18 protein-coding genes are annotated in these 18,574 nt (G+C 65.1%); 8 read left to right on the plus strand and 10 right to left on the minus strand.

Features of this window, described 5'->3' with window-relative positions; genetic code table 11:
• Window positions 1–77: 77 nt before the first annotated feature.
• Both paaX and DBZ32_RS05145 read right to left on the minus strand, forming a co-directional pair.
• Window positions 78–1,058, minus strand: coding sequence for a phenylacetic acid degradation operon negative regulatory protein PaaX (paaX, locus tag DBZ32_RS05140; RefSeq protein ID WP_119165998.1), 981 nt, complete (start codon window positions 1,056–1,058; stop codon window positions 78–80).
• Window positions 1,055–1,537, minus strand: coding sequence for a MarR family winged helix-turn-helix transcriptional regulator (locus DBZ32_RS05145; RefSeq protein WP_119165999.1), 483 nt, complete (start codon window positions 1,535–1,537; stop codon window positions 1,055–1,057). Before DBZ32_RS05145 ends, paaX begins: the two co-directional genes overlap by 4 nt.
• A 170-nt stretch (window positions 1,538–1,707) precedes the next feature.
• Here DBZ32_RS05145 and DBZ32_RS05150 point away from each other — a divergent pair, with 170 nt between their 5' ends.
• The 7 genes from DBZ32_RS05150 (at window position 1,708) to DBZ32_RS22015 (ending at window position 8,428) form a co-directional block, all read left to right on the plus strand.
• Window positions 1,708–2,856 carry a homogentisate 1,2-dioxygenase gene (locus tag DBZ32_RS05150; RefSeq protein WP_119166000.1) on the plus strand — a complete coding sequence of 383 codons (1,149 nt, stop codon included), beginning with the start codon at window positions 1,708–1,710 and terminating at the stop codon, window positions 2,854–2,856.
• A 4-nt stretch (window positions 2,857–2,860) separates the two neighbouring features.
• Entirely contained in the window at window positions 2,861–3,877 is a 1,017-nt protein-coding gene (locus DBZ32_RS05155) for a fumarylacetoacetate hydrolase family protein (RefSeq protein ID WP_119166001.1), read from the plus strand.
• Between the two features lie 44 nt (window positions 3,878–3,921).
• Window positions 3,922–4,911, plus strand: a complete 990-nt coding sequence (locus DBZ32_RS05160) for an MBL fold metallo-hydrolase (protein ID WP_119166002.1) — start codon at window positions 3,922–3,924, stop codon at window positions 4,909–4,911.
• Between the two features lie 66 nt (window positions 4,912–4,977).
• On the plus strand, window positions 4,978–6,633 hold the full coding sequence (locus tag DBZ32_RS05165; protein ID WP_119166003.1) for an FAD-dependent oxidoreductase: 1,656 nt from the start codon (window positions 4,978–4,980) through the stop codon (window positions 6,631–6,633).
• 4 nt (window positions 6,634–6,637) lie between these two features.
• Window positions 6,638–6,850, plus strand: a complete 213-nt coding sequence (locus DBZ32_RS05170) for a DUF2783 domain-containing protein (RefSeq protein WP_119166004.1) — start codon at window positions 6,638–6,640, stop codon at window positions 6,848–6,850.
• The gene (maiA, locus tag DBZ32_RS05175; RefSeq protein WP_328587474.1) at window positions 6,847–7,500 is read left to right on the plus strand and encodes a maleylacetoacetate isomerase; all 654 of its coding nucleotides are present in this window, start codon (window positions 6,847–6,849) and stop codon (window positions 7,498–7,500) included. Before DBZ32_RS05170 ends, maiA begins: the two co-directional genes overlap by 4 nt.
• A gap of 214 nt (window positions 7,501–7,714) precedes the next feature.
• Window positions 7,715–8,428 carry a hypothetical protein gene (locus DBZ32_RS22015; protein WP_162906574.1) on the plus strand — a complete coding sequence of 238 codons (714 nt, stop codon included), beginning with the start codon at window positions 7,715–7,717 and terminating at the stop codon, window positions 8,426–8,428.
• 210 nt (window positions 8,429–8,638) lie between these two features.
• On the opposite strand, the gene DBZ32_RS05180 is transcribed toward DBZ32_RS22015, so the two are convergent.
• Together DBZ32_RS05180 and DBZ32_RS05185 are read right to left on the minus strand one after the other, a co-directional pair.
• Window positions 8,639–8,854 (minus strand): helix-turn-helix domain-containing protein, encoded by a 216-nt coding sequence (locus DBZ32_RS05180; RefSeq protein ID WP_119166005.1) that lies wholly within the window; start codon window positions 8,852–8,854, stop codon window positions 8,639–8,641.
• A gap of 125 nt (window positions 8,855–8,979) precedes the next feature.
• Complete coding sequence (locus DBZ32_RS05185; RefSeq protein WP_162906575.1) at window positions 8,980–9,885, minus strand: LysR family transcriptional regulator; 906 nt, start codon at window positions 9,883–9,885, stop codon at window positions 8,980–8,982.
• 149 nt (window positions 9,886–10,034) lie between these two features.
• On the opposite strand from DBZ32_RS05185, the gene DBZ32_RS05190 reads away from it, so the two are divergent.
• The gene (locus tag DBZ32_RS05190) at window positions 10,035–10,586 is read left to right on the plus strand and encodes a phosphoribosyl-AMP cyclohydrolase (RefSeq protein WP_119166007.1); all 552 of its coding nucleotides are present in this window, start codon (window positions 10,035–10,037) and stop codon (window positions 10,584–10,586) included.
• 102 nt (window positions 10,587–10,688) lie between these two features.
• Here the strand turns inward: DBZ32_RS05190 and DBZ32_RS05195 are convergent, their stop codons facing one another.
• The 6 genes from DBZ32_RS05195 to DBZ32_RS22925 all read right to left on the minus strand — a co-directional run bounded on the left by DBZ32_RS05195 (window position 10,689) and on the right by DBZ32_RS22925 (window position 18,554).
• Window positions 10,689–11,432 (minus strand): Crp/Fnr family transcriptional regulator, encoded by a 744-nt coding sequence (locus DBZ32_RS05195; RefSeq protein ID WP_119166008.1) that lies wholly within the window; start codon window positions 11,430–11,432, stop codon window positions 10,689–10,691.
• 110 nt (window positions 11,433–11,542) lie between these two features.
• Entirely contained in the window at window positions 11,543–12,928 is a 1,386-nt protein-coding gene (locus DBZ32_RS05200; protein ID WP_119166009.1) for a tetratricopeptide repeat protein, read from the minus strand.
• A gap of 206 nt (window positions 12,929–13,134) precedes the next feature.
• Window positions 13,135–13,449 carry a hypothetical protein gene (locus DBZ32_RS05205; protein ID WP_119166010.1) on the minus strand — a complete coding sequence of 105 codons (315 nt, stop codon included), beginning with the start codon at window positions 13,447–13,449 and terminating at the stop codon, window positions 13,135–13,137.
• A 202-nt stretch (window positions 13,450–13,651) separates the two neighbouring features.
• Entirely contained in the window at window positions 13,652–14,599 is a 948-nt protein-coding gene (argC, locus tag DBZ32_RS05210; RefSeq protein WP_119166011.1) for an N-acetyl-gamma-glutamyl-phosphate reductase, read from the minus strand.
• Window positions 14,600–14,796: 197 nt separating this feature from the next.
• Complete coding sequence (gene metH, locus DBZ32_RS05215) at window positions 14,797–17,457, minus strand: methionine synthase (protein WP_208539103.1); 2,661 nt, start codon at window positions 17,455–17,457, stop codon at window positions 14,797–14,799.
• Window positions 17,454–18,554: a homocysteine S-methyltransferase family protein gene (locus tag DBZ32_RS22925; protein WP_208539104.1), complete on the minus strand. Its 1,101-nt coding sequence runs from the start codon at window positions 18,552–18,554 to the stop codon at window positions 17,454–17,456. Before DBZ32_RS22925 ends, metH begins: the two co-directional genes overlap by 4 nt.
• Window positions 18,555–18,574: the final 20 nt, after the last annotated feature.

Here is an 18,574-nt window from a genome sequence, read left to right on the forward strand (position 1 = left end):
CCATAAATATATGTCACTGATTCCTAAATCGTAAAGGATTTTTGTGACACGTTCCGGTGACGTGAACCGGGCTCGACCTAGCGACCGGACGAACCGGCGAAACGCCGACGAAAGCCTTGCCCCGGCGCCGGCAGCGCGCCGTCCCGGCTCTTCACCTCGGTTTCCAGCCAGCGCTCGGAGGGACCAAGCAGCGCCCGATAGACGCCGGCGGTCAGGCCGTAAGCACGCCAGCCGATCCAACCGTCCGGCAACAGCTCGGACGGCAGCATGGGATCCCGCAGCACCAGGCGCCGAAAGTCGTGGATCAACAGGATACGGGCCTGCATCGCCGGCAAGGGAGCGAGGCTCCTTCCCGTCGCCAAATCCTCGGCCAAGGCTGTGAAGCGCGCGCAGAACGCTTCGTACTCGGCAGCCAAGCCCGCGAGATCCCAGCAGTCCTCGACGAGCCGCCGCAGGACTTCGGGATCGCTGCCGGCCATGCTTTCGCCGGCGATGACCACGGGGCGCTCCGGCGGCGGCAAGTCCTCGACGATGGAGGCAAGGGCCGCAAGGTCGGGACTGGGATGGATCAAGGCGTTGGGAGAAAGCTCACCGAAGCCGAGCCAGTTCAGCTCCTTACGCAGTATCTCGCGCCGCGCCGTGGGACCTCCGGGGATTACGACGAGGCGCCATGCGCCGTCCCAACCCAACGGCGGACCGCCGTAGATCCGGCGCGTCGCCTCTTCGAAGCGCCGGCGGCCGAGGGGCGAAAGACCGTAGTAACTGCGCCGGCCAACGGGAAACCGATCGAACCAACCGTCCGCCGACAGGCGCGACAGCGCCGTTCGTACCTGGCTGCCGTTGATCCCGAGGCTGTCGAGCAGCGGCAACAGGCTGCCGACCGCCGCTTCGCCGCCGCGCGGCGCGATGGCGTCGCCGTAGACCGTGACGATCACCGAGCCGGCACGGACAGGCCGCCGCGCCGCGAAGCCCGCGACCAACACCGCGACCGGATCGGCTGCGGGATCGGCTGCGGTCCCTGCGGCACTCTGGGCCCGGCTCTGGAGCAGCTCCTTCACCCCTCGAGATCTACGACCCGGGCCTGCAGTTTGTCCAGCAAACGGTCGAGTTGACCGCGCTCGCTAGCCGTCAGACCCGACATCAACTCGGCCTCGAGCTGTCGCGCACGCGGGACGATCGCGGCGTAGACCTTCCGGCCCTTGGCCGTCAGCGACAAACGCAGCAAACGCTGATCGTCCGGATGCGGCGCCTTCTTCACGAACCCCCGGTGCAGCAGCGTGGCGAGTGCCCGGCTGACCTTGGCCTTATCCATCGCCGTCGCGTCGCAAGCCTCGTTGGAGGAGATCGGCGCCCTCTCCCCCAGAACCGCCATGACCCGCCACTCGGGGATGGAGATACCGAACTCTCGGGTGTAGCGCGCGGCGAAGACGCGGCTGACCCGGTTGGTGGTGACCGACAGGCGATAGGGGAGAAAGCCGGCGAGACGGAAGTCCTCCGTCTCTTCGGCCTGAAGATCGACGCTTGCCGCAGGTCTCATGGCCCCTCCCGAAGCGGATGCCGTCCCGCCGGGAGGGGCCTGCGCTTCTTGACAGTCGTTTCGTTTGAAACGATACTGATATGCAAAGGCAAGATCAACGACAGAGCCGAAGAGGCGTTGAAAAATGTCTCTGCGTCCTTGTCCTTGACGCAAGAAATCGAGGGAGCGCCATGCGCAAGTACATCGCCTTTCCGCGAACCGAGGGGCGCGCCAGCCGACAGGCCCATGTCGCGCTGCCCGAAGGCACCTACGAGCGCGAGCTGGGCAAGGAGGGTTTCTTCGGGCCCGCGACCCATATGTATCACGATCACCCGCCGACCGGCTGGGTTGCCTGGGAAGGGCCGCTGGCGCCGCGCGCCTTCGACCTCACGAAAATGAATGCTGAGCAGGCCTCCCCCTGGGACGCCCAAGCGCTGCTGCACAACGCCCATTGCAAGCTGCGCTTCTGGCGCGCGCCCAAGGGAATGGACCACCTGGCCCGCAACGCCGACGGCGACGAGTTGCTGTTCCTCCATAGCGGGCGCGGCCATCTCTATTGCGACTACGGCCATCTGGAATTGCGCGCCGGCGACTACGTCATGCTGCCGCGTTCCACCATGTGGCGGCTGGACAGCGAAGAGCCTGTGACGGCCTTGCTGATCGAGGCGACCAACGGCAGCTACATGCTGCCCGAGAAGGGCCTGGTCGGACCGCATGCGATCTTCGATCCGGCGGTGCTCGACACGCCGCTCCTCGACGAAGCCTTCGAAGCGCAGAAGTCCGAAACGGAATGGCAGGTTCGAATCAAGCGGCTCGGGCAGATCTCGACCGTCACCTACCCCTTCAACCCGCTCGACGCGGTCGGCTGGAAGGGCGACCTGGTGCCGGTGCGCCTCAACGTCTCCGACATCCGCCCTTTAATGAGCGACCGATACCATCTGCCGCCCTCGGCACACACGACCTTCGTGGCGGAGCGTTTCGTCGTCTGCACCTTTGCGCCGCGCCCCTTCGAGAGCGACCCCGAGGCCCTGAAGGTGCCCTTCTTCCACAACAACGACGATTACGACGAGGTGATCTTCTATCACGCCGGCAACTTCTTCAGTCGCGACAACATCCACCCCGGCATGATGACCTTTCACCCCTGCGGCTTCACGCACGGGCCGCATCCCAAGGCCTTGCAGAACGCCTTCAAGCAGAAGTCCGCCGCAACCGACGAATACGCCGTGATGCTGGACACCCGCGACCCGCTGGAGATTGCAGCCCTCCCCGGCGGCGTCGAGTTCGAAGGCTACAGAGAGTCCTGGAAGTCGGCGCCCGACAGTGCCCGGGCGGCCGAGTAGCCTCATGAAACTGGCAAGTTTGAAGCAGGGCCGCGACGGACGGCTCGCTCTGGTCACCCGCGATCTGAGCCGCGCCGTGCTGGCGCAGGCGGTGGAGACGCTGCAGGCCGCGCTCGACGATTGGGCGGCAGTCGCGCCCAAACTGGTGGAGGAAGCCGCAGCCCTGGAAGACGGCCATGCGGCAGGCGCCTTCACGTTCGAAGAGAATACCTGCGCGTCCCCCCTGCCCCGCGCCCACCAATGGGCCGACGGCTCGGCCTACGTGAACCACGTCAAGCTGGTGCGCCAAGCGCGCGGTGCGGACCTCCCCAAGAGCTTCTGGGAAGATCCGCTGATGTACCAGGGCGGCTCAGATGCCTTCCTCGGTCCGCATGACCCCGTCGACGTGGCCGAGGAGGATTGGGGCATCGATCTGGAGGCGGAGGTTGCCGTCGTCACCGACGACGTCCCCATGGGCGTCACGGCGGAGCAGGCGGCCAGGCACATCAAGCTGGTGATGCTGGTCAACGACGTCTCGCTGCGCAACCTGATCCCCGGCGAGCTGGGGAAGGGCTTCGGCTTCTTCCAGGCCAAGCCTTCGACCGCCTTCTCGCCGCTTGCCCTGACTCCGGACGAGTTGGGCGCGGCCTGGGACGGCGGCAGGCTGCATCTGCCCCTGCTCAGCCGGGTCAACGGCAAGGTGCTGGGCAAGCCCGATGCCGGCGAGGACATGACCTTCGACTTCCCGACTCTGATTGCCCATGCCGCCAAGACGCGGCCGCTGACGGCCGGCAGCATCATCGGCTCCGGAACCGTCTCCAACCGCGACCACGACGGCGGTCCCGGCAAACCGGTCGCCGAGGGCGGGCGTGGCTATTCCTGCCTCGCCGAAGTGCGGATGGTCGAGAAGATCCGGACCGGCGAGATCGCGACGGACTTCCTGGCCTTCGGCGATCGGGTGCGCATCGAGATGCTGGATGCCGACAGCCAGAGCCTGTTCGGCGCCATCGACCAGGAGGTGCGGCGCTACGCCGGCCCCTGACCCAGAACCGCAGAGACCACAGGTCCCAAGGAGAGACAGCCGCCATGGCCCGCGCCTTCGCTTCACAAGCCGACTTGGAAGAAAAGCAGATCACCTTCGAGGAGCTGGCGGACGGCCTCTACGCCTACACGGCCGAAGGCGATCCCAACAGCGGGGTGATCGTCGGCGACGACTCCGTCATGGTAGTCGACACGCAGGCAACGCCCGCCATGGCCGCGGACGTGATCGCCCGGATCCGTCAGGTCACCGACAAACCGATCGACTACGTCTGTCTGACCCACTACCACGCGGTCCGCGTCCTGGGCGCGTCCGCATACGGGGCCAGGCACATTCTCGCCAGTCAGGGGACCTACGACCTGATCGTGGAGCGCGGCCAGCAGGACTATCAGTCGGAAGTCGGCCGCTTCCCGCGTCTGTTCCAGGACGTCGGATCGATCCCCGGCTTGACCTGGCCGACGATGGTGTTCGACCACAAGCTGACGCTCTTCCTGGGCGAGCGCGAGGTGCAGATCATGCACCTGGGCCGTGGCCACACCAAGGGCGACACCGTGGTCTGGCTGCCGAAGGAAAAGGTGCTCTTCGCCGGCGACCTGGTAGAGTTCGGGGCCACGCCCTACACCGGGGACGCCTATCTGCGCGACTGGCCCAAGACGCTGGCGGCGCTGCGCGCGCTCGGTCCCGAGAAGCTGATACCCGGTCGCGGCGCGGCCCTCAAGACGGCGGCGGACTGCGAAACCAGCATCGCCGGGACCCAAGCCTTCCTGACGACGCTCTACCAGACCGTCGCGCAGGGCGTGGAGGCCGGCAAGCCGCTGAAGGATATCTACGACGCGACCTTCACGGCCATGCAGCCGGCCTACGGCGACTGGGTCATCTTCGAACACTGCATGCCCTTCGACGTCAGCCGCGCCTACGACGAGGCTTCGGGTTTCGACGACCCGCGCATCTGGACGGCCGAGCGCGACGTGGAGATGTGGAAAACCCTGGAACAGGCCGACAAGGCCGCAGAGGCCGCACGACAGCAGCAGGGCTGACCGCCGCGCCGAAGACGGCGGCAGCCCGATACAGCTTGAAACCGGGTCCGTCAGGGAGGACGCCCGATGCCGAAAACCTATAGCAATCCCGTCTTTCCCTACCGGCGTTCTCCGGATCAGGACGGAACGGACGCCCGCCACCCGGTGGTGATCGTCGGCGCCGGCCTGGTCGGTCTGGCCGCCGCCGTCGATCTCGCTCAGCGTGGTATCGCCACCGTCGTGCTCGACGACGACGAGACCGTCAGTTTCGGCAGTCGCGCCATCTGCTTTTCGAAACGGACCTTGGAAATCTGCGACCGCCTGGGCGTCGGCCAGGCGATGCTGGACAAGGGCATCACCTGGAACGTCGGGCGCGTCTTCTTCGGCGATCGCCGCGTCTACAGCTTCGATCTGCTGCCCGAAAGCGGCCACCAGTTTCCCGCCTTCGTGAACCTGCAGCAGTACTACGCCGAGGAATGGCTCGTCCGCCGTGCCGAGGAAACCGGTCTGGTCGACCTGCGCTGGAAGAACCGGGTGACGGGGATCGATACCCGAGACGAGGGTGTGACCCTGCAGGTCGAGACGCCCGACGGTCCCTACCCATTGAGCTGCGACTGGCTGCTGGCCGCCGACGGCGCCAAGTCCTTCGTCCGCCATGCGATGGGGCTGGAGTTCAAAGGCCAGGTCTTCAAGGACCGCTTCCTGATCGCCGACGTGGTGATGAAGGCGGCCTTTCCGACCGAGCGCTGGTTCTGGTTCGACCCGCCCTTTCACAGAGGTCAGTCGGCCCTGCTGCACAAGCAGCCGGACGATGTCTGGCGCATCGACCTGCAGCTCGGCTGGGACGCCGATCCGGACGAGGAGAAGAAGCCGGAAAGGGTGATTCCGCGCCTGCAGGCCATGCTCGGACCCGAGGTCGAGTTCGATCTGGAATGGGTCAGCGTCTACACCTTCCAGTGCCGCCGGCTCGACCGCTTCCGGCACGGCCGCGTTCTCTTCGTCGGCGACGCCGCGCATCAGGTCTCGCCCTTCGGCGCACGCGGCGGCAACGGCGGGGTTCAAGACACGGACAATCTCTGCTGGAAACTGGCTTACGTTCTGCAGGGCAAGGCGCCGGACAGCCTGCTGGACTCCTATGATGCCGAGCGGGTTCCGGCGACCGACGAAAACCTTCTCAACTCGACGCGCTCGACCGACTTCATCACCCCGAAGAACGCGGCGAGCCGCGCGTTCCGGGATGCGGTCCTCGAACTCTCGGAAAGCCAGCCCTTCGCGCGAAGCTGGGTCAACTCCGGGCGACTGTCGAAGCCAGCCGTCCTGCGCGCCTCGACCTTGAGCAGCACGGAGGGCGCCGGCATGCCGATCCCCGACGCGCCCATCGAGACGGCGGGCGCGAGCGCCTGGCTACTGCCGCAGCTCGGCGACGGCTTCGTCTTGCTGATTTACGGCGATCGGATGCCCGCCGCCTCGGACATCGACGCGCTCTCGAGCGACGAGGTACCGGTTAAGGTCCTGCGGATGGCGCCGCCCTCACACCGAAGCGCGGCCGGTCTTCTGATCGATATGGAGGGCCTGGTCGCCGAACGCCTCGAGCTCACGCCGGGACAGTGGCTTCTGATCCGTCCGGACCAGCACGTCGCGGCGCGTGGCGAGCGTCTCGAGCTGGATCTGGTTCGCGGCGCCCGCGACCGGGCGCTGGGCAAGACGAAGGCGGCCGTGCAAGCGGCGCGGATGGCAGGCTAGACCCATGGCGCGACTCAAGACCGATCCCCGCATCCCGGACCCAGACGCGCTCTACGAGGCCATCATCGAGGCCCACCGCGATTTGGACGATGGCGAGGCGCAGAAGCTGGACGCCAAAGTGATCCTGCTGCTGGCCAATCACATCGGCGACGCCGAGGTCGTGCGGGACGCGCTCGCCATCGCCCGCAAGTCATCGTCCGGAGATGCAACCCCATGAGCCTGACCCTCTACAGCTATTGGCGTTCCACGGCGGCCTACCGGGTCCGCATCGCCCTGGCCCTCAAGGGGCTGGAGGCGGAGCAGGTGCCGATCCATCTGGTCCGCCAGGGCGGCGAGAACTGGTTCGAGGACTATCGCGCCCGCAATCCCCAGGCCCAGGTTCCGACCCTGGAGGTCGACGGCACCCCGCTGGTGCAGTCCCTGGCCATCGTCGAGTATCTGGAGGAGATACAGCCCTCCCCGCCCCTCCTGCCGTCGGAGCCGCTGGCCCGCGCCCAGGCCCGCGGCATCGCCTTGGCCGTCGCCTGCGACATTCACCCGCTCAACAACCTGCGGGTCTTCAGCTACCTGGAACAGGAACTCGGCGTCGATCAGCAGGCCAAGCTCGCCTGGATCCGCAACTGGGTCGAAAAGGGACTGGCCGCCGTCGAGACCCTCGTCCTCAACGTCGGCCAGAGCGGTCCCTACTGCCTGGGCGAAACGCCGGGCCTCGCCGACCTCTGCGTCATCCCGCAGCTCTACAACGCCCGCCGCTTCGACTGCGACACCAGCCTCTGCCCGACCCTGGTGGAGATCGATGCGCTGCTGGCCGAGCACCCGGCCTTTCGGGCGGCCCACCCGGCCAACCAGCCGGACAGCGAGGTCTGAAGGAGCTGGCTTGAAACGTCTCGCGTCGCCGCATGGTTCCGTCCCGCTCCCACTCTCGACCGGTCCCAGCCGAAGAGATTCAGTGCAAGTTGCGTTGTCAGCCTACCGTCCGCTTTGCGGACAAACCGACCGATTGTAACGCTATTCCGAATGGCTATTTCTATTGGGCAGCTTTCGATGCTCGTACCGCAATTGGCATTAGAAAGTCACCGTCATGACCCAATCGCGGAGCGAGGCGCAGATAGCGGTCGGCAACAACGCTGACCTATGCGCCGCCATACTAGGCGCACATGGAATTCGCTTTAAACGCGACCTATCGATATTGCTCAGTGTCGATGATCCGCCAGACTATTACCCAAAGCTGGTTACTCTCGAACCGAATTCGGTCGCTCAGCAGATGATGCTTATTCAAGAAGTCGTAGAAGCAGGACAACCCGTTACTGCGATCAAGGACAGCTTTGCCACCTTGGATTATGCCGCCCTCAATATGGCGGTTCTCTTTGAGGCTTCTTGGATATGGCATGATGGCGGACACGAAGAGAAACCCGACGCGTGGCGCCGTGTTAGCGAAGCGACCGATCTTTCTATTTGGCACAGGGCTTGGTGTGCGGCCGGATCACCGACAGAACAAGTGATCTTTCCAGCCTCATCTCTGGACGATCCTAGCCTCGTCTTCCTGGCTCGCGGATCAGGTGCCACCATAGAAGCTGGTTGCATCGCAAACCTTTCTGACAGTGTGACCGGATTGTCGAACGTGTTCACAGTGCACGAAGATAGCGATGTCTTTGCACAAGCAAAGCAGGCTGTCTCAGCAATCAGTCCAGGGACTCCGGTTGTCGGATATGAATCGGGACAAGGTCTTGCCACAGCGCGATCTGTGGGCTTTCGCGAAGTGGGAAAGCTCAGAGTTCTCGCGCAGCAGAATTAGCAGCGCGCAAATCCACATACTTTTCCTAACATCTTAGATGGAGACGTCCACAACCGGCTCCAAGCAGCCGTGGACTGGTCCAACGGGATTGCGTCCCCTACTCGGCGAGAGAAGTGGCAGTTTCCCTCCCCTTCTCAACGCCACGATTGCACAGTCCAAACGGCAAAGCGGGACGCAACGGTTCAGCCTGCCAGGGCCGGTAAAAACGCGTCACCGACGCGCCGAGAGCGCCTTCAAAACGTCCTGCTTCCGCAGCGTGAGGTAGCCGGCCTCGAGGGTTAGGATGCCGTCGCGGGCCCAGGCGTTGAGCTGCTTGTTGACCGCCTCCCGCGTTACGCCGAGAAGCTGGGCGATCTCCGACTGGGAGAGCTTGAAACCGATGTGCCTGCCGTCCCGCGTTCGACTGTTCCCGGTTTCAGTTCTCATGCACCGAATGCGGCGACGGCGCGCGAGCGGTACGTCGTCCGCTCCGTACAACTAAGCCGACCTCGGCCCAATGACAGCCCGGAACGCTCACAGATCGGAAGCTGATCGAGTACCTTTGCCGTCCTCTATTGAAACGACGCTGCCCGCGACGCGCGGATCTCGCGCTTTGCGGCAATCAAGTGTTCGGCGAGTTCGAAGCAATCGTTCTGCAGGAGTGAATTGCGTCGCCAGTGCAGCGCGATCTCATGTTTCGCCTCGGCGTGATCGATGCGCCGCACCACGAAGTCCGGGTCCCGGATTGCCTCGGCAAGCGCGTAGAGCGAGGGCAGCACGGCAACACCTGCGCCCATGACTGCCATTTGGCGCACCGCATCGAGGCTCGCTCCCTGATAGTCGCGGCTGACGTAGGTCTCCGCCTGTTCGGCGAGGCGCTCGACGATCTGCGCCAGCCGATATTCGGAACTCAAAGACAGAAGCGGCCTGTTGGCCAGATCGGCCAGGGAAATCGGAGTTCTCGCTCCGCTCAAGATGTCGTCAGGCGCCGCACAGGCCCACAGCGTTTCGGAAAAAAGGATCTTGCTGGCGACATCGAGATCATTCGTTGGAGTGCCGATAACAGCGTCGAGACGACCTTCCTTGAGCATCGAAAGCAGCAGCAAGGTCGATCCTTCTTGAACCATCAGGCGCAACTTCGGGTATTGCCGATGCAGCCTTTTGTTGGCGATCGGCATGAAATACGCACCGATGGAGGGCAATACACCGATTGTCAGTTTGTCGCCGAACAGGCCGACCGCTCCGCGTGCAACCGCTTTGAACTCGCGGACTTCGCGCAAGATGACCTTCGCGAGTGGCAGCAGCTTCTCGCCTGGCGATGTCAATTTGACCCTGCGGGACGTGCGTTCGAACAAGATCACGCCCAGCTCTTGCTCCATGGTGGCAAGTTGTTTGGACAGACTGGGTTGGCTGACCGCCAGTGCCCGAGCCGCGAGACCAAAGGCACCGTGATCCGCGACCGCCACGAAGTACTGCAACTGTCGTAGACTTGGGCGAGAAGGCAACTCCGCATTCATGCCTACAGGCTATGAATGGTGGGAAAAAAATCAATTAATATTATCAGTTCGGTCTCCCCATGTGCTGGTCGTTCAGAGAAACAAACCAGCCACTTGCCAGGAGACCGCTCATGATCAAGACGTTCGCTGCCCTCTCCCTTGCCGCGCCCCTCTCCCTTGTCATCGCAGTCCCTACCGGAGCCGCTTTTGCGTCAGCCACAGCGGAACTGACTAAAGATCGCGTTTCGGAGTTCAAGACCGCTTGGGGCGAAAGCATCGTCGATATCGGCGCGGTCCATAGCGATGGCGGAGACTACGAGGCAGCGGCGCGCGAACACATCTCGACCTTTTACGCCTACGAGGACAACACCGTTCTGTTTAAACCGACGCTCGCGAGCGAGCACCAGTTCCGGGGCACCTTCGACGAAGCGCTATCCTACTTTATCGGTGGAAGCATTAGTGAGGACGGCGGCTTCGCGACCGCACCCTACATCGCGGTCCGCTGGGAAAACGAAGGGACGCTCATTAACGGCGACACAGCTCTGGCGATGGGCAACTACTACTTCATGACCACCGACGGGTCCGAAGTGAAAGTTGAATACACCTTTGGTTTCGAGCAGATGGCTGACGGAGACCTAAAAATCGTCCTGCACCACTCATCGCTGCCCTTCACGCCAGACTGATAAAAGCGTCGAGCGAGGTGGCGACCGCCACCTCGCTCGACGCAACCGTTGCACAAGTCGGACGGAAGCGAGGGTTGGAACACGTCTCCCTCCAAAACCCCGTCACCGCGGCGCCGAGAGCGCCTTCAGCACGTCCTGTTTCTGCAGCGTCAGGTAGCCGGCTTCGAAGGTCAGGATGCCGTCGCGCGCCCAGATATTGAGCTGCTTGTTGACCGCCTCCCGCGTCACGCCGAGAAGCTGGGCGATCTCCGACTGCGACAGCTTGAGACCGATGCGCAGACCGTCGTCGGTCTCGTAGCCATGGGCGATGGCGAGGGAGAGCAGGCGTTTGGCCAGCCGCGCCCGCAGGTCCAGGAAGGCGGCGTCGATGACGAACTCGTTGGTCTGGCGCAGCCGCTCGCAGAGCATCTCGATGATCGGGCGGGCCAGCTTCGGCTCGCGCTCCAGCAGGGCCAGGAAGTCGGCGCGGTGGATCACCACCATCTCGCTCTTCTCGACCGCACGGGCGTCCGCCGTACGCTGCAGACCGTCGAGCAGCGCGATCTCGCCGAAGACGTCGCCCGGCTCCATCAGGGCCAGGGTCAGCTCCTTGCCCTCGGCGCCGGAGACGGAGATGCGGATCGCGCCGGAGCTGACGGCGTAGAGCGCCCCGCCCTCGTCGCCCTGACGGAACAGAACTTCGCCCCGGGCAAGCCGCTGCACGCGGCTGGTCCGCACCAGGCTATCGAGCAGGCGCGGTTCGATCTCCGAGAAGAGGAAGTGCCCGCGGATCAGCGCGGCCCGTTCCTCGGGGCCTAAAGTGCTAGCGGTTTTCGTCGCGGCGACCATCTGTGCCGTTCCCAACATTTGAGTCTTTCCATAGTCTTAGGACCGGAGGGGCCGGGGGAGCAAGGAAAAGGGGTCACCCGAGGTGTTCCCCTAGAGGACCTCGTCTCCAAGAAGACCGACAAATCGAGCTAGGCGGCCAGGGTCGCCGCGAGGTTGCTAGCTTGACTGTCCGTACGCTCCGCCTCGGCAGTCCGCCCGGTCATACGGTAGAGACGCGCCTGCTGACGCAGGATCGTAGGACTCTGCGGCTTGGCGGCAAGACGCTCGGCAAGCAGGCCTTGCGCCCTGGGCGAAAGGTTGCCGCGCAGCGCCGCCTCGGTGGCCGTCCAGGCGATCACGTCGCGCTGAGCGTGACTGCCCCCGAAGCGGTGCGCCGCGGGGCGCGCGAGTTCGAGGTGCTCCACCGCCGTCTCGTAGTCGCCCCTGGCGAAGGCCAGGAGGCCCCGAACGGTCGGCAGGCCGGCGTCGCGCGCCATCATGCCGTTGCTGCCCCCCTTGGCGGCCCGCCTTTCCATGGTTGCGACCAGCCGTTCCGCCAGGTCGAAGCGCTCGCTTCCCAGGAAGGTCATCATGGCGTGCATATCGTTGAAGGCGTAGTAGCCGTCCTCCGCCTGGGCTTCATAGAGCGTCAGCGGATCCTTCCAGCGCGCGCCGACTTCGACGTCCATCAGGCGCAGCCGCCAGAGCAGCGACGCCGCGTCCAGCATCTCCATCGCCACCTCGGTGTGCCGCGGGTGGACGCCGCTGTCGTAGAGCTTCAGGGCCTCCTCGGTATCCCCGCGATCGAGATGAAACAGCGCCAGATGCCACCAGACGTGATAGGCTAGAAAGCTGTCCGGCGCCCAGTCGCCCTCGCGCCCCCGCAGATGGGCAATGCCGTCGGCGGTACGACCCTGCATCTCCATCACGTGCGTCACGGCATGGACTGCCCAGGGATCGCGCGGTTGCATCTCCAGCGCCCGCAGGCCGCTCGCCTCGGCTTCCGCATAGCGGCCGCTCTCCTCCTCGCCGAAGGCACGCATGCCGTAGAGGTAGGAGTAGCCGGGCATGTCCTCGCTCCAGGCCGGCAGAACCGCCGCGATGCGGTCGCGCAGCATCTGGTTCTGGCCGAGCAGGAAGTCGGTCAGGTGCGCCGTCTGAACGGCAACCAGATCCTGCGGATGATCCATCGCCAAGGATCCCCAAAGTGCGTTGGCCTTGTGCCAATCGCCGGAAATCCAAGTCTTGGCCGCCGCCGCGTGACGGCGCGCCGTCTCTCCGGCGGCCGAGCCTTGCCCCTCGATGGCGGCGACCAGCGCCACCGTCTCCGCTTCGAGGGGCTGTTCGCTGGTCGTGCAGAACAAGGCGGCCTTGGCCGCCAGCGCCTCGGCGAAGTTCGGGTCGGCCTCAAGCGCCTTGTCCAGCGTCACCACCGGATCGTCGGTGAAGGAGGCGAACTCGAGAACAGCCGCGTCATAACAGTCGGCTGCCGAGCGGTTGCTGGTGGTGAGCGTCATGCCGCGAGCGTCGCGCATGGCAGTTTCTCCCTATGAGACTGTCGTTGTCGGCCTGCCGCGACCGATCCGCCGTCCTGAAGCGGCGCTGACGTCAAGGTCTAGGCGCGGCGGGCCGCACGCTGTGAGACCGCTCACAAGCGCGTGAAGGTCATCGTGCCGGCTGTGTTGAATTTCACACTTTGACACTGGCACTTCCATCGCTCGAAAGGCGAGTCAGGCTTCGATCAGCGCCGGACGACGTTTCCGCCGGTTTCCGGCTCGGGAACTCCGGAACGCCGCGGCGTGCAGAGGTAAACCGCGGACCCGGCAAGCTTGGCGAAGTGGCCATCGAAGGCGCGGCAAAGACCCGCCAGTCGATGATCGCTCCAGTAGACCCTGCCTGTCACGACATGAGGCACGCCCGGCTCGGCCAAAACGATCTCCGGTGCCGGTTCCCGCAATGCGTCGCGGTGTTCGTCCTGAGCGGCCGCGCCGAAAGAGGTCAAGCCCGTTGTCAGGAGAGCGGCAACAGCCTTCCGTGGAAAAAGTGCCTGCGTCATTCCGATACTCCTCGATTCCGTTTCGCCGCGCCTGGCAGGCGACGGCGGAACGACGTTCGAGGAGCAGGAGCCGGTCCGCTGCGACCGCGCTCACCGGCAGGCCGCAGCCCGCCCGGAAAAGGTGGCGCAGATCACAAACGGAGACACGACCGGCTGACAAGCAAACCCGGAAGCGGCATCTAGACCCGTTGAGGGGCCCCCTTCAAGCCGCTATGGCCGGTTCCAGGCCCGCGACCTCTTCGAGGCCGAGCATCAGATTGAGATTCTGCACCGCGGCCCCGGACGCCCCCTTGCCCAGATTGTCCAGCACCGCCGAGATCAGGCAACGCTCCCCCGAGGCATCGGCGAAGACGTGGAACGCCACATCGTTGCTTCCATTCAGCGCCTGCGGATCCAGCGTGCCCGCCGCCGCCAGCGGCTCGACGCGCAGGAACCGCTGGCCGGCATAGGCCGAAGAGAGCGTCTCGTGGATCTGCGGAGCGGCAGGCCGCCCGGGCAAGGACCAAAGATGCAGCGGCACCGAGACCAGCATGCCCTGGCGGAAGCGCCCCACCGACGGCTGAAAGATCGGTGCATGGCTCAGGCCGCTGCAGGCCTGCATTTCGGGCAGATGCTTGTGCTTCAGGTCCAGGCCATAGGCGAAGAAGTCGGGACCGTCCGCCGTCTCGCCTTCATAGCGCGCGATCAGGGCCTTGCCGCCGCCGGAATAGCCCGAGACGGCATTGACCGTCACCGGCGTGTCCGCCGGCAGCAGACCAGCCCGCACCAGCGGACGCAGGATAAGGATCGCACCCGTCGGATAGCAGCCGGGATTGGCCACCCGCTTGCTGCCGCGCACGGCCTCCGCCTGAGCGGCATCCATCTCCGGCAGACCGTAAACCCAGCCCTCGGCGGTGCGGTGCGCGGTACTGGCATCGAGCACCCGCGTTTCCGGATTGTCGATCATGGCAACGGCCTCCCGCGCAGCCGCGTCCGGCAGGCAGAGCACCGCCAGGTCGCAGGCGTTCAGGGCCTCGCGCCGAGCCTCGGGATCCTTGCGGCGGTCTTCGGGCAGGCGCAGCAGGCTCAGGTCGCGACGGCCTTCGAGCCGCGCAACGATCTGCAGGCCGGTCGTACCGGCGTCGCCGTCGATGAAGACTTTCGGGCCCATGAAACCTGCCTCCGAAATGATCGCCTCGTCAGGAGGGACCGCCGTCGTAAAGACCGTGGACTGACTGCCCCGACGTCAAGCAATCGACCAACTTACAAGCCTTCGCGCGGGTCGGCCCGAAGACGCGTCGGTCTAGACATAGCCTCAATTGCCCCGCAGCGCCAAGGCTGCAGAGCTTCGTCGGAGAAACGCCGGCCTCAGGCCGCTTCGCGGTCGCGGGTCCGGGCGGCAGGCTCGTAGCCGAGATTCGGCGCCAGCCAGCGCTCGGTCACCTCGAGGCTCCAGCCTTTGCGGTCCGCATAGTCTTCGACCTGATCGCGGCCGATCCGACCGACCCCGAAGTAGCGCGCCTGAGGGTGGGCGAAGTACCAGCCGGAGACCGAGGAAGGCGGTGTCATGGCGAAGCTTTCGGTCAGCGAAATCCCGGCACGCTTGGGGACATCCAGCAACTCGAAGAGCATTTGCTTCTCGGTATGGTCCGGGCAAGCGGGATACCCGGGGGCTGGGCGAATCCCGCGATAACTCTCGGAGATCATGTCGAGATTGCTCAGGGACTCGTCGGCGGCGTAGCCCCAGAACTCCTTCCGCACCCGCTCGTGCAGCCGCTCCGCGAAAGCCTCGGCAAGGCGGTCGCCGAGCGCCTGCAGCAGAATCGATTCGTAGTCGTCGCCGGCCGCCTTCAAACGACGGGCCTCGGCCTCGATTTCCGCGCCGGCCGTCACCGCGAAGGCTCCGAGCCAATCCGCCTTGCCACTGTCCTTCGGCGCGACGAAATCGGCCAGGGAGAGGTTCGGACGCTTGCCGTCGCGCTTCATCTGCTGGCGCAGGCAATGGGCCACCGCGCGGACGTCCGTCCGCGTCTCGTCGGCGTAAAGCTCGATATCGTCGCCGACGGCATTGGCCGGAAAGAAGCCGAAGACTGCACGGGGTTTCACCCAACCGCCCTTAAGCAAGTCCTTAAGCCGCTCCTGGGCATCGGCGAAAACCCCGCGCGCGGCCTCGCCCACAGTGGCGTCCTGCAAGATATCGGGATAGCGGCCGTGCAGTTCCCAGGTCGCGAAGAAGGGCGTCCAATCGATCCGCTCGATCAGCTCTTCCAGCGGGTAGTCGTCGAGAACCTGTATGTCGCGATACGCGGGCTGCGGCGGATCGTAGGCCGCCCAGTCTATCGGATCGCGGTTCACCTGCGCTTCGGCGAAGGGCGCGCGGGCCGGGCCTTCGCCCTTGCGGCTGTAGCCGTCGCGCAGCTTGACGTAGTCGGCCGCGATCTCGGCGGCGTAGTCCGCACGCCGCTCTTGCGACAGCAAATGACCGGCCACGCCGACGGCACGCGAGGCGTCGGGCACGTAGACCACGGCGTTGTCGTAGTTCCGGTCGATCTTGACGGCCGTGTGGACCTTGCTGGTCGTCGCGCCGCCGATCAGCAGAGGGGTGTCGAAGCCCAGGCGCTGCATCTCGGAGGCAACGAAGCACATCTCGTCGAGGCTTGGCGTGATTAAGCCGGAGAGGCCGATAATGTCGACCTCTTCGGTCTTCGCGGTCTCGAGGATCTTGGCTGCAGGCACCATGACGCCGAGGTCGATGACCTCGTAGTTGTTGCACTGCAGAACCACGCCGACGATGTTCTTGCCGATATCGTGGACGTCGCCCTTCACCGTCGCCATTAGGATCTTGCCCTTCTTGTCCTGGGCACCGGACTTCTCGGCCTCGATGTAGGGCAGCAGGTAGGCCACGGCCTTCTTCATCACGCGCGCCGACTTCACCACCTGCGGCAGGAACATCTTGCCCGCGCCGAAGAGGTCGCCGACCACGTTCATGCCGGCCATCAGGGGGCCTTCGATCACGTGGAGCGGACGTTCGGCCTGCAACCGCGCCTCCTCCACGTCCTCTTCGATGAACTCCTGGATGCCGTGAACCAGCGCGTGGCTGAGACGTGCCTGCACGTCTTCCTCGCGCCACTCCAGCGTCGCTTCTTGTTTCTGCGCGCCCTGCCCCCGGTAGGACTCCGCGACCTCCAGCAAGCGCTCGGTCGCGTCCTCGCGGCGGTTCAGGATCACGTCCTCCACCGCATCCCGCAGCGTCTCCGGGATATCGTCGTAGAGCGTCATCTGACCGGCGTTGACGATGCCCATGTCCATGCCGGCCGCGATGGCGTGATAGAGGAAGCAGGAATGCATCGCCTCGCGCACCGCGTTGTTGCCGCGGAACGAGAAGGAGACGTTGGACACGCCGCCGGAGACGTGGACGCCCGGCATCGACGTGCGGATCTGCCGCGTCGCCTCGATGAAGGCACGGCCGTAGTCGTTGTGCTCGGCAATGCCCGTGGCGACGGCGAAGATGTTCGGGTCGAAGATGATGTCCTCGGCCGGAAAACCGGCCTTGCCGGTCAAGAGCTCGAAGGCCCGCTGGCAGATCTCCACCTTGCGTTCGATCGTGTCGGCCTGACCCTGCTCGTCGAAGGCCATCACCACGACAGCCGCTCCGTAGCGGCGCACGAGACGCGCCTGCTCCAGAAAGGCCTCCTCGCCCTCCTTCATGGAGATGGAGTTCACCACCGCCCGGCCCTGCACGCAGCGCAGGCCGGCCTCGATCACGCTCCACTTCGAGGAGTCGATCATGATCGGCACGCGGGCGATATCCGGCTCGCCGGCGATCAGATTGAGGAAACGCACCATCGCCGCTTCGGAATCGAGCAGACCCTCGTCCATATTGACATCGATGATCTGCGCGCCGTTCTCGACCTGCTGGCGCGCGACCTGGAGAGCGGCCTCGTAGTCGTCCTCCATGATCAGCTTCTTGAAGCGCGCGGAGCCGGTGACGTTGGTCCGCTCGCCGACGTTGATGAAACTGCCGATCATGCCGCCACCTCTGCTGCCTTATCGTCATCCGCGGTTTGCGCGACGAAGGGCTCCAGGCCCGACAGTCGCAGGGCCGGTTTCAACACCGGAACCGCGCGCGGTTTGTGCTTCGCGGCAGCCTCGGCGATCCGCGCGATATGGTCGGGACGCGTGCCGCAACAGCCGCCGACGATGTTGAGCAGCCCCGAAGCCATCCACTCCTCGAGTTGCGCAGCCATATCCTTCGGACTCAGATCGTAGCCGCCCAGCTCGTTGGGCAGACCCGCGTTGGGATGCGCCGAGACCGGCGTATCGGCGATGCGCGACAGTTCGGCCAGGTAAGCCCGCAGCTCGCTGGGGCCGAGCGCGCAGTTGAGGCCGACACTGAAGGGCCGTGCATGCCGCACCGAATAGAAGAAGGCCTCGACCGTCTGACCGGAGAGCGTGCGGCCCGAGAGGTCGGTGATCGTGCCGGAGATCATGATCGGCCACTTGGCGCCGAGATCATCGAAAAGCTCGTCCAGGGCAAAGAGCGCGGCCTTGGCGTTCAGCGTGTCGAACACCGTTTCCACCATGATCAGGTCGCTGCCGCCCCGCAGCAGCGCCTCCGCCGCCTCGCGGTAGTTCGCCCGCAGTTCCTCGAAATCGACGTTGCGCTTGCCGGGATCCGAGACGTCCGGGGAGATTGAGGCGGTCCGTGAGGTCGGCCCCAGCACGCCGGCGACGAAACGGGGTTTGTCCGCCGTGCTGAAAGCCTCCGCGGCCTCGCGGGCGATACGCGCCGCCTCGTAGTTGATGTCGGGCACCGCGTCTTCCAGGTCGTAGTCCGACTGGCTGAGACGGGTGGCGTTAAAGCTGTTGGTCTCCAGGATATCGGCACCGGCCCGCAGATAGTCGTCGTAGATCGAGCGGATCATCTTGGGCTGGGTCAGGACCAGCAGGTCATTGTCGCCCTTCAGATCTCCGGGCGCATCGGCGAAGCGTTCGCCCCGATAGTCGGCTTCCTCCAGCTTCAGGAGCTGGATTTCGGTACCCATGGCCCCGTCCAGGACGAGGATGCGCTTCGTCAGGGCATCGGCCAGCGCGGCTTGGCGATCGGACTCGGGGGTGAGGGACATGGGACTCCTATCGGGTGCCA

Origin of the sequence: Algihabitans albus, from assembly GCF_003572205.1 — a bacterium.
GTDB lineage: Bacteria > Pseudomonadota > Alphaproteobacteria > Kiloniellales > DSM-21159 > Algihabitans > Algihabitans albus.